This window comes from Rubneribacter sp. (assembly GCF_965361815.1).
Window position 1 is genome coordinate 22,438 of record NZ_CBDTNW010000076.1, and the last position, 8,712, is coordinate 31,149.

Genomic DNA, 8,712 nt, shown 5'->3' on the forward strand with positions numbered 1-8,712 from the left:
GCGCGACCTTGCGCGAACGCGGAAAACTCGGGCATACTGGCGCTGCTGGCCGGCCCAGCCTTGTGATGCCAACCTCGAAACGCAAAGGCCCCGCCGTGAACGTAACCATCACCGAGAATCCCCATCTCGACGACATTGAAGTAAGCGTGGCATGCCCACGAATCGACGAACGCGCGCAACGCATCGTCGCCAGCCTGAGCGCGCTTGACCACCAGCTCGTTGGCTCGCACGACGGAACAACCTACCGCGTGCCCTTGGACGATGTGCTCTACATCGAAACGGTGGACGGCGCGACATTTCTCTACACCGCCAACGCCGTCCTTGAAACGCCGCTGCGCCTTTACGAGGCAGAGGACCGACTTTCCGGCACCGAATTCGTGCGCGCATCAAGGCAGATGCTCGTGAACTTCGACCACGTCCGCGGCATTCGCCCCGTCCCCGGCGCGCGATTGCAGCTGCTGCTCGACAACGGAGAGGCGGCTATCGCCTCCCGTCAGTACGCTCCCGACATCAAACGCAAACTCGGATTGTAAAGAAGAGGGGGTCAACATGAAACGCCTCATCCTGAAAACCGCCAACGCCGCCTGCGTCATGTTCGCCATTCTCATGGCGTGCTTTTTGGTCATGGGCTACGCTTTTGCAGGCCCAAGCCACGGGCTCAACCTTGCCGCCAGTTTGTACGCAGCCGCCATCGGCATAACGGTGCTGCAAACAGCCTGGTTCACCGATGCTCTGCTCAAACAACTCTCGTACCCTGCAAGGATCGCCGGGTTTGGAGTTTGCTGCCTGCCGGTGCTTGCGCTGTGCGCATGGCTCGGCCAATGGATTCCGGCCGAGGTGGGCATGGGGGCATGGGTGTGCTTTGCAGCCATCTACCTGGTTGCCCTGGCGATTGCGACCATCGGCTACACCGCGTACTTCAAAAAGACCGTCGGCAGCTACGACGAAGCCCTTGCCCGCTACCGTCAGATGCGGAAGTAGGCGCACCCGGGTAAAACGCCGGGAACGGGCCGCAAGGCCGAGCGAGGCGGGAGGGCGAGAGGGGCGGGAAGGCGAGCGCCCCGGCCTCACTCGGGCCCGGATTCGGCCAGGGGAAGCTCGATGACGCAGCGGGCGCCGCCCTCGCGGCCGTTTGCAAGGCTCAGCGTGCCGCCATGGGCCGCCGCGACGTCGCTTGCGATGGAAAGCCCCAGACCGAAGTGGCCGCTTTCCGCGTTGCGGTCGGGCGAGCCGGTGAAGAAGCGCTCCGCGCCGTGCACGAGGGCGGCCTCGGAGAACCCCGGGCCCTCGTCGGCCACCTCCACCCGCAGCACGCCGTCCGATGCATCGCCGTCCGTCGCATCGCCGCCCGACACGTGCAGCCGCACCCTTACCGCAGAGCCCGCAGGCGCGTGCTCTGCGGCGTTGGACACCAGGTTCATGATGGCGCGGACCAGCTGCGGCCCGTTCCCGGCAAGCAAGCCCGCAGACGCGCCCTCAAAGGCAAGGCTGCACCCGGCGGCCGCGCAGAGTTGGCGTGCCTGCCGCTCCACCTGCGCGGACAGCGCCGCCGCGTCCACCGTCCCCGACGCATTCCCCGCAGCGCACGCCTGCGACGCCTCCACGAGCAGCCGCACGTAGCCCTCCATGCGATCCACGCTCTCGGCCACCTGGGCCGCGCTCTCGGCCTGAGCCGCGTCGAGCGGACCCTCGGCCAGAAGCTCGGCGTTCCACCGTGCAACGGCCAGCGGCGTCTTGAGGTCGTGCGCAAGGGCGGCCACCTCCCGCCGGCGCGCCTCGTCGGCGGCCCAGCCCTCGCGCAGCGACTCCGCCAGGGCGGCACGCATGCGCTCCATGCCACCGAGCACCTCGTTCACCTCCCGAACATCGGTGGATCCCACCGAGAAGTCCAGGTCCTGCCGCCCGATGCGCTCCGCAGCCTCCGAGAGCGGGCGCATCTTCGCCGAGATCACACGCGCCGCGCGCACGGCGATGAGCGCCACGGCGGCCACAAGCGACGCAATGAGCGCAACGGTCATGATTGCCTGGGGATCCGGCAGCGCGTCGCGCAGTTCTTTGGAGACGAAATCCGGCAGATAGTCGTACTGCAGAACGCACGTGAGCCCGTCCGGAAGCGCGGCGCTCACCTGCCGCACGGCGCCGGCCGCCCCGTCGTAGCGCACCACCGACGCGCCCTCACGCAGCGTCCGCCACGCCTCCGCCGTCTCGCCGTTGCCCAGGTCGGAGGCCATCACGTCGCCCGCATCGTTGAACACGGCCCAGCGGTAGCATGCGGGGAGGTCGGCGGGGTCGAGCCGCCCCTCCTCCAGCATCCGGACAGCCTCCGGCGCGTTCTGCTCGGCGTAGCTGGCAAAGTAGACGACGCCGCTGTTTCCCAAGACCACGAACGCTCCGAACCAGGCGGCCGCTATCAGCGCCATGGAAACCAGCACGTACACGAAGTAGCGCGCCACCGTGAGCGAAAGGGGCAGGCCCTTCCCGCGCACGGCATCGGAGCTTCCCGCCGCCGGTCCGCGCCGCCGGTCCGGACGCGTCCTTCCTACAGCTCCCATTTATACCCCATGCCCCACACGGTTCCCACGGGATCCACCCCGTGGGCCTTGAACTTGGAACGGATGCCGTGCACGTGCGCGGTGATGGTCTCGGGCCCGGACGCGCTGCCCCACCCCAGAACCTCCTCCACAAGCGCCTCCTTGGAAAACACCTGGCCGCGCCGGCGCGCAAGGTGCTCGCAGATGGCGTATTCGGTGGGCGTGAGGCGCACGGGCAAGCCGCCCACCGTCGCCTCCTTGGCGGCCAGGTCGATGCGCACGGAGCCGAAATCGAGCGAGCTGTGCCGTTCGCGCACCTCGCGCCGCAGGTGGGCCGCCACCTTCGCGCGCAGCTCCACCGCCCCGCACGGCTTGCGGATGTAGTCGTCGGCACCCGCCGCCAACCCCGCCACGGCGTCGCCCTCCTCGGTTTTGGCCGTCAGGAACAGGATGGGGCAGTCCGCTCGGTCGCGGATGCGTCGCACGAGGGAAAGCCCGTCGAGGCCGGGCATCATCACGTCCACCAGCATGAGGTCGAACCGCGAAAGGTCCCTGTCGGGAACGCCTGCAGGATCGGTGGTGCCCACAACCGTGTGGCCGTCGCGCTCGAGCACGCGCACGAGCGTGTCCACGATGGCCTTCTCGTCATCGACGACCAGTATGCGCGCCACGTGCGTCCTCCCTTCCTTTTCGTGCGGCCCGGCGCCCGATCATAGCACGCGCCGCGCCGCTTCGGGAACCTCCGCCTCCGAAACGTATCCATACCCCAAAGACGCCGAGCCCCTCGCGCGAACCTCGATCCACGCGCCGTCCGGCCCGTCGTCGCCAAGCCGGCTTCCAAACGTTATCACGCGCACCTGAGCCCGCGCGCCCTGGGAGTCGGAGGCGTCCACCAGGTACAAGTAGTCCCGATACAGCCCCGAGGCGTCATCCCACGATTCGACGTAGCCCTCCGCGTCGGGCAGCCGCGCGTACACGGTCCTTTCCTGCGAAAGGGGATTGTACTTGTCCGCGAGATACGGGATCATGCCCGCGGGAAACATCAACGAGACCAAGACCGCGCCGCAGACCGCGATTGCGGCCGCAACCGCGAAAACCGCCCCGACAACCTTCAGCTTTCCGTTCATGTTCTGCTCCTTGCCTCCATTCGAAACCCTGCCGCGCCCCGTCCGCATCGGGGCCGTCGGCGCGCGCATCGCGCTTCCATCCGTCACTCCGCCGCATGCCGGCGATCCTCGAAGCGGTTCGCCCGTACGAGAAGCACCGCCGAAAGCACACCCGCCCCCACCGCGCTCACGACGGCGAAGCGCCCAAGAGCCCCCGTCAGGGCCGCCGTCGTCTGGGCGTCAGCGCCAAGCGGCCCGCAGATCCCAAGCTCGATGGCGATCGACGCCAAGCGCGACGGCCAGCAAACGGGCAAAACGAACGCCGCCTTTGCGCCGAACGATCCGCTCAGCGTGCCGGTGACCAGGCCGTTCGCCAAACCTCCCAAAGAGGCCATGGCAACGATCAGACCCAGCGCCCCCAGCCCGACAGAGGCATTGCGCCCAAAGCGCATCGCCACCCACAGAAACCCCGCGTACAAAGCCGCGCCGCCCAGCGCAAGTCCTCCTGTGGCACCCGCGCACCAAGGCAGCGCGGGCACGGTCCTGCCCGCCCCGGCCACCAGGGCAAGGAACAGCCCGGCCGCCACCAGGGCCGCGCCAACCCCGAGTGTGAACAGGACGATCCCCTTCGCAGCAAGCGCCACCCGGCGCGAGGGCGCCCCCAGCACGTTCGCGAAACCGCCCGCCTCGCGCTCGGCGTCCGCGGCAAGCCCGCAGGAGATGCCGGCGAGCAAAGGCGCGCCCGCGCCCACAAGCTGAAAGAACGCGTCGGCGCCCAGCAGGCTGTCCCAGGCGGCGTAGGAGAAGTACAGCCCCGCCGCCACGCCCAACCCCGCCGCCAGCGCCAGATGCAGCGGCACGAGCGCGCTGCGGCGCAGGCGCACGGCCTCGGAGCGCAGGGCGCGCCGAAGCGTCATGCCGGCCGTCATCGGACCTCCCTCCCCGAAAACCACCGCGCCCCCAGAACCGCCAGCAGCGCGAACAGCGCCGCCGAAACGCCCAACCCCGCAGCCGTCTGCCAACCCAGCATGCCGAGCGCATCCCCCGAAGCGAGCGGGACGCCCGAGGGCGCCACGCCCGTGAACGGCGCGGGAGCGCACAGCGCAGAGGCCATGGGAAACAGGAACCACACGTCGCTCCATCCCATCACGATACCCACCGTGATCTGCACCAGCACGGGAACGACGATGCCCGCCAGCGTGCCGAAGCGCATCGTGAGGAACAAAACGGCGGGAACCATCCACGAGGACGCCACCGTCACCATGACCGCAGTCGCCAGGCCCGCAAGCACGGTGGGTGCGCCGCCTCCCGCCGCCACAACCACGACGTTGGCCGCAAACACCACCAAGTTCGCCGCGAAGACGAGGGAAAGCGCGTAGGCCGCCTTCGCCCACCACGTAGCCGCCGGCGGCAGCGGCAGCCCCAGGACGGGCCTCAGGCCCTGGCGAGCGTCGATGTTGGCCACCGACGCAGCCATGAGCGCCGCCGCGATGGGAAGCATGAGCGCGCACCACCAGTTCCATCCGTAAGTGGAAAACGCCCCGACGGCTCCCCCGCCCCCCATGCCGCCCGCCGACATGCCCAGGGCGCAAAACGGCAGCGGGGCGATGAGCGCGATCTTGCGCGGGGCGGCGCGCCGGCCCTTCAGGGCCTCGCCCTGGAAAGCGCACGAGAACGCCCCGCCGCACCGCGGGCGACAGGACCGCTCCCGGGCGTTCGCGCGCGGTGCACCTTGCGCAACCTGAGAACTCATCGCACACCCCCTTTCTCCCGCGACGCGCGCCCCTCGGCTGCCGCGCGACGCTCCCATGATGCGCGCCCCGCATCCGCCGTCTTCCCCGCCGTCTTCCGGCACACGTCCATGAACAGGGCCTCCAAATCGCATCCGGCATCGATGCGCCCCTCGTGGGCAAGCCGCCCCTCCACGATGATGCCCACCAGGTCGGCCGTGTGCGCCACCTCGGTCAGGACATGGCTCGACACGACCACCGTGACCCCCTGCCCGGGCAGCGACCGCACAAGCCCGCGCAGCTCCTCGATGCCGATAGGATCCAGCCCGTTGGTCGGCTCGTCCAAAACGAGCAGGCGCGGACGCGCAAGCAGCGCAAGCGCGATGCCGAGGCGCTGCTTCATGCCCAGCGAGAACTGCCCTGCCCTCTTCCTTCCCGTGTTCGTCAAATCCACCGTCTCAAGCACCTCCCCGATGCGCTCCTCGGGAATGCCGAGGAGCGTCGTGCGCACGCGCAGATTCTCGCGCGCCGTGAGGTTGGGGTACAGGGGCGGGGTTTCAACGAGCGACCCGATGCGGTAGAGATGCTCGCGCCGCCACGGCTCCCCTTCGAAGAGCATCTCGCCGCCAGAGGGTTGCAGCATGCCCGTCACCATCTTGAGCATGGTGGACTTGCCGGCGCCGTTGGGGCCCAAAAGCCCGTAAACCGCGCCCTCGGGCACATGCAGCGACACGTCCAAAACAGCGGTCTGCGCCCGCTCGCCACGACCGAAGCGCTTGGTCAGCCCCTTTGTTTCCAGCAGATAGCGCATTGCCGAAGCTCCTTTCCTTCGTTTCCTCCCCTCACGATACGAATCGATTCTTAAAAGTTTCTAAAGACGCGCGAAGCAAGGGAGGGAGCGGAGGGGATGCAGGAAATCGACAAACCGCATCTATTCGAAGGGCACGAGATTGGATTGACGAAATGGGCGAGGAAGCACCAAAACGGAGGACGAAGGCGCGGGAGCGAGAGAACCTCCGATGCCAAACCGGTCTTGGGGCATTGACCGCATCGGGAGCGGCATGCCAAGCCCACCCAGGCCGGCTTTCCGAGCCTCTCCAAATTCGCCGAAGCCGGCTCTCCGGGCCGCGCCATTCCCGTCCGGACCGACTTTCCAGGCCGCGCCATTCCCGTCCGGATTAACGCTCAAGGTCCCTCCGGATCAGCACGCCGTTCCCGGTTTAGCGGAAAGGAAAGAGCCCTCTGTTAGACGATGCCGCCGACATGGGTCAAATCGGTTCGCCATTCAAGGCCCGCCCATCAGGCGGAAGCCTTCCAGAGCACCCGATCAGGGGAGGCTCGGCAAGCGCGACCCGCGTCGGCAGCGGTTTGGCAGAGCGCAAAAGAGCTCTCTGTTAAACCAGCGTTGACATAGGCCAGGCCGGTTCGCCGAGCAAAACCCTACCCGTCAGGCGGAAAGGGCCTTGCCCGGCGCCCGACCAGGGAAGGCCCGGCCCGAGATTCGGCAAACACCGGTTCGTGTCAACGTTGGTTTAACAGAGCGCAAAAGAGCTGCTGGACAAAATGGCCCCCGATCCACATCCTCACGCGAGAACAATCAAAACCGTAAGCGATTTACCAGGGGAAACGAAAGACTTTTTCGTGCGAGCTTTCACAAGAGGCTAGAATCGGCCCGATCCGAGACGAAACCATGTGGATCAAAGCTCATTTTGTCCAGAACTCTTTCACGTATATATTCAGATACGCCCGGACACGCAAGAAAGAGACGGTCCGTACGGCCCTTCGCGCCCAGGTTCGCACGGAAAAGGCAAGGGAGCGGCCCTCATGGCCCTTCGCGCCCGAATTCGCAAGAAGCGCAGAAGAGGTAGCCGACGCCCTTCGCCGACGCCCCAAGGCCACCTCGGCGCCGCAGGGCGCCGCTCGTCCACCCGACGCGGAAGGGCGCCGCTCGCGTGCTAGCATGGGGTTCGAACGCGCCGCCTTATCGGTGGCGTCCAGGCGTTTCATCCTCGCGAAAGGAAGGCCCATGGGCATCTACGTCATCACGGGAGCGTCGAGCGGCATCGGCGCCAAAACGGCCGAGGTTCTGCGCGAACGCGGCCACGAGGTGGTGAACATCGACTTGAACGGCGGCGACATCACCGCCAACCTCGCCACGAAGGAAGGTCGCGCCGGCGCCCTGGCCGAGCTGCACGAGCGCTACCCCGACGGCATCGACGCCATGATCTGCAACGCGGGCGTGTCGGGCGGCAAGGTCCCCATATCGCTCATCATCTCGCTCAACTACTTTGGAGCCACCGAGATGGCGCGCGGTGTCTTCGACCTTTTGGAGAAGAAGGGCGGCAGCTGCACGGTCACCTCGTCGAACTCCATCGCGCAGGGCGCGGCCCGCATGGACGTGGCCGGCATGCTGAACAACCAGGCCGACGAGGACCGCATCCTCGAGCTGGTGAAGGACGTCGATCCAGCCGTCGGGCACGTGTACTACGCGTCCACGAAGTACGCCCTTGCCCGCTGGGTGCGCCGCATGAGCCCCGAGTGGGGATCGCGCGGCGTGCGCCTCAACGCGGTCGCGCCCGGCAACGTGCGCACCGCCATGACCGCGGGCATGCTGCCCGAACAGCGCGCCGCCATGGAGGCCATTCCCGTGCCGACGCACTTCGGCGAGGAGCCGCTCATGGAACCCATCGAAGTGGCCAACGCCATGGCCTTCATCGCCAGCCCGGAGGCGTGCGGTATCAACGGCGTGGTGCTGTTCGTGGACGGAGGCACGGACGCCCTGCTCAATTCCGAGAAAGTGTACTAGGAGGCAGTCATGGTCATCAACGATTTCGTCGCGGCGATGCAGGACATGGACCACAGAGCGCTGGCGGCGTGCTTCGCCGAGGAGTGCCGCCTTGTGGATTACTGCCCGTCCCAGGTCAAACGCCCCAACTCGTTTCTGCACGGACGCAACGCCATCGAGATGTTCTACCATAACAGGTTCATGTTCGGCGGCTTTTCCATGCATGATCCGCGCGTGGTGAACGAGCGCACGGTGAACTTCTACGCCGACTACCACGGCACGCTCATCCACGCGCTCGCCCAGATAGAGAACTGCACCGACGGCGCATGCAACCTGGACGACAGCCTCATCCAGGAATTGGTGATACGCCCGGCGTAAGAGAAGCTCGGAGCTCAGACGAGGGGAAGGGGGCGAGGGCCGACGTCCCTTTGCCGCCTTTCCCGGCAAGGCTTCGCCCATTGTGACCGTTCGGTAACAGCGGGGGGATCGGGATGCTGCGCAGGCCGCCCTGCCGTATTGTGAACGAGCGCGCCCTTCGGATGAACTCGGACCGAAGGGCG

At 67.1% G+C, this 8,712-nt stretch carries 10 protein-coding genes; 4 read left to right on the forward strand and 6 right to left on the reverse strand.

The window, feature by feature from the left end:
- Positions 1 to 95: 95 nt before the first annotated feature.
- Together ACWKY3_RS05800 and ACWKY3_RS05805 are read left to right on the forward strand one after the other, a co-directional pair.
- Positions 96 to 533, forward strand: a complete 438-nt coding sequence (locus ACWKY3_RS05800; RefSeq protein ID WP_449315479.1) for a LytTR family DNA-binding domain-containing protein — start codon at positions 96 to 98, stop codon at positions 531 to 533.
- Between the two features lie 16 nt (positions 534 to 549).
- Positions 550 to 981, forward strand: coding sequence for a hypothetical protein (locus ACWKY3_RS05805; RefSeq protein ID WP_449315480.1), 432 nt, complete (start codon positions 550 to 552; stop codon positions 979 to 981).
- A gap of 86 nt (positions 982 to 1,067) precedes the next feature.
- On the opposite strand, the gene ACWKY3_RS05810 is transcribed toward ACWKY3_RS05805, so the two are convergent.
- From ACWKY3_RS05810 to ACWKY3_RS05835, 6 genes are all read right to left on the reverse strand, one after another.
- Positions 1,068 to 2,552, reverse strand: coding sequence for a sensor histidine kinase (locus tag ACWKY3_RS05810; protein WP_449315481.1), 1,485 nt, complete (start codon positions 2,550 to 2,552; stop codon positions 1,068 to 1,070).
- A complete protein-coding gene (locus tag ACWKY3_RS05815) occupies positions 2,540 to 3,202 on the reverse strand; it encodes a response regulator transcription factor (RefSeq protein WP_449315482.1) in 663 nt (220 codons plus the stop codon). Before ACWKY3_RS05815 ends, ACWKY3_RS05810 begins: the two co-directional genes overlap by 13 nt.
- Positions 3,203 to 3,241: 39 nt before the next feature.
- Positions 3,242 to 3,658, reverse strand: coding sequence for a hypothetical protein (locus ACWKY3_RS05820; RefSeq protein ID WP_449315483.1), 417 nt, complete (start codon positions 3,656 to 3,658; stop codon positions 3,242 to 3,244).
- Positions 3,659 to 3,741: 83 nt separating this feature from the next.
- Positions 3,742 to 4,566: a lantibiotic ABC transporter permease gene (locus tag ACWKY3_RS05825; RefSeq protein ID WP_449315484.1), complete on the reverse strand. Its 825-nt coding sequence runs from the start codon at positions 4,564 to 4,566 to the stop codon at positions 3,742 to 3,744.
- Complete coding sequence (locus ACWKY3_RS05830) at positions 4,563 to 5,390, reverse strand: hypothetical protein (RefSeq protein ID WP_449315485.1); 828 nt, start codon at positions 5,388 to 5,390, stop codon at positions 4,563 to 4,565. The genes ACWKY3_RS05825 and ACWKY3_RS05830 overlap by 4 nt, the downstream gene beginning before the upstream one ends.
- Positions 5,387 to 6,178, reverse strand: a complete 792-nt coding sequence (locus ACWKY3_RS05835; protein ID WP_449315486.1) for a lantibiotic protection ABC transporter ATP-binding protein — start codon at positions 6,176 to 6,178, stop codon at positions 5,387 to 5,389. The genes ACWKY3_RS05830 and ACWKY3_RS05835 overlap by 4 nt, the downstream gene beginning before the upstream one ends.
- Positions 6,179 to 7,393: 1,215 nt before the next feature.
- Between ACWKY3_RS05835 and ACWKY3_RS05840 the strand changes: the two genes are divergently transcribed.
- Entirely contained in the window at positions 7,394 to 8,173 is a 780-nt protein-coding gene (locus tag ACWKY3_RS05840) for an SDR family oxidoreductase (RefSeq protein WP_449315487.1), read from the forward strand.
- Between the two features lie 9 nt (positions 8,174 to 8,182).
- Positions 8,183 to 8,530: a hypothetical protein gene (locus tag ACWKY3_RS05845; protein WP_449315488.1), complete on the forward strand. Its 348-nt coding sequence runs from the start codon at positions 8,183 to 8,185 to the stop codon at positions 8,528 to 8,530.
- Positions 8,531 to 8,712: the final 182 nt, after the last annotated feature.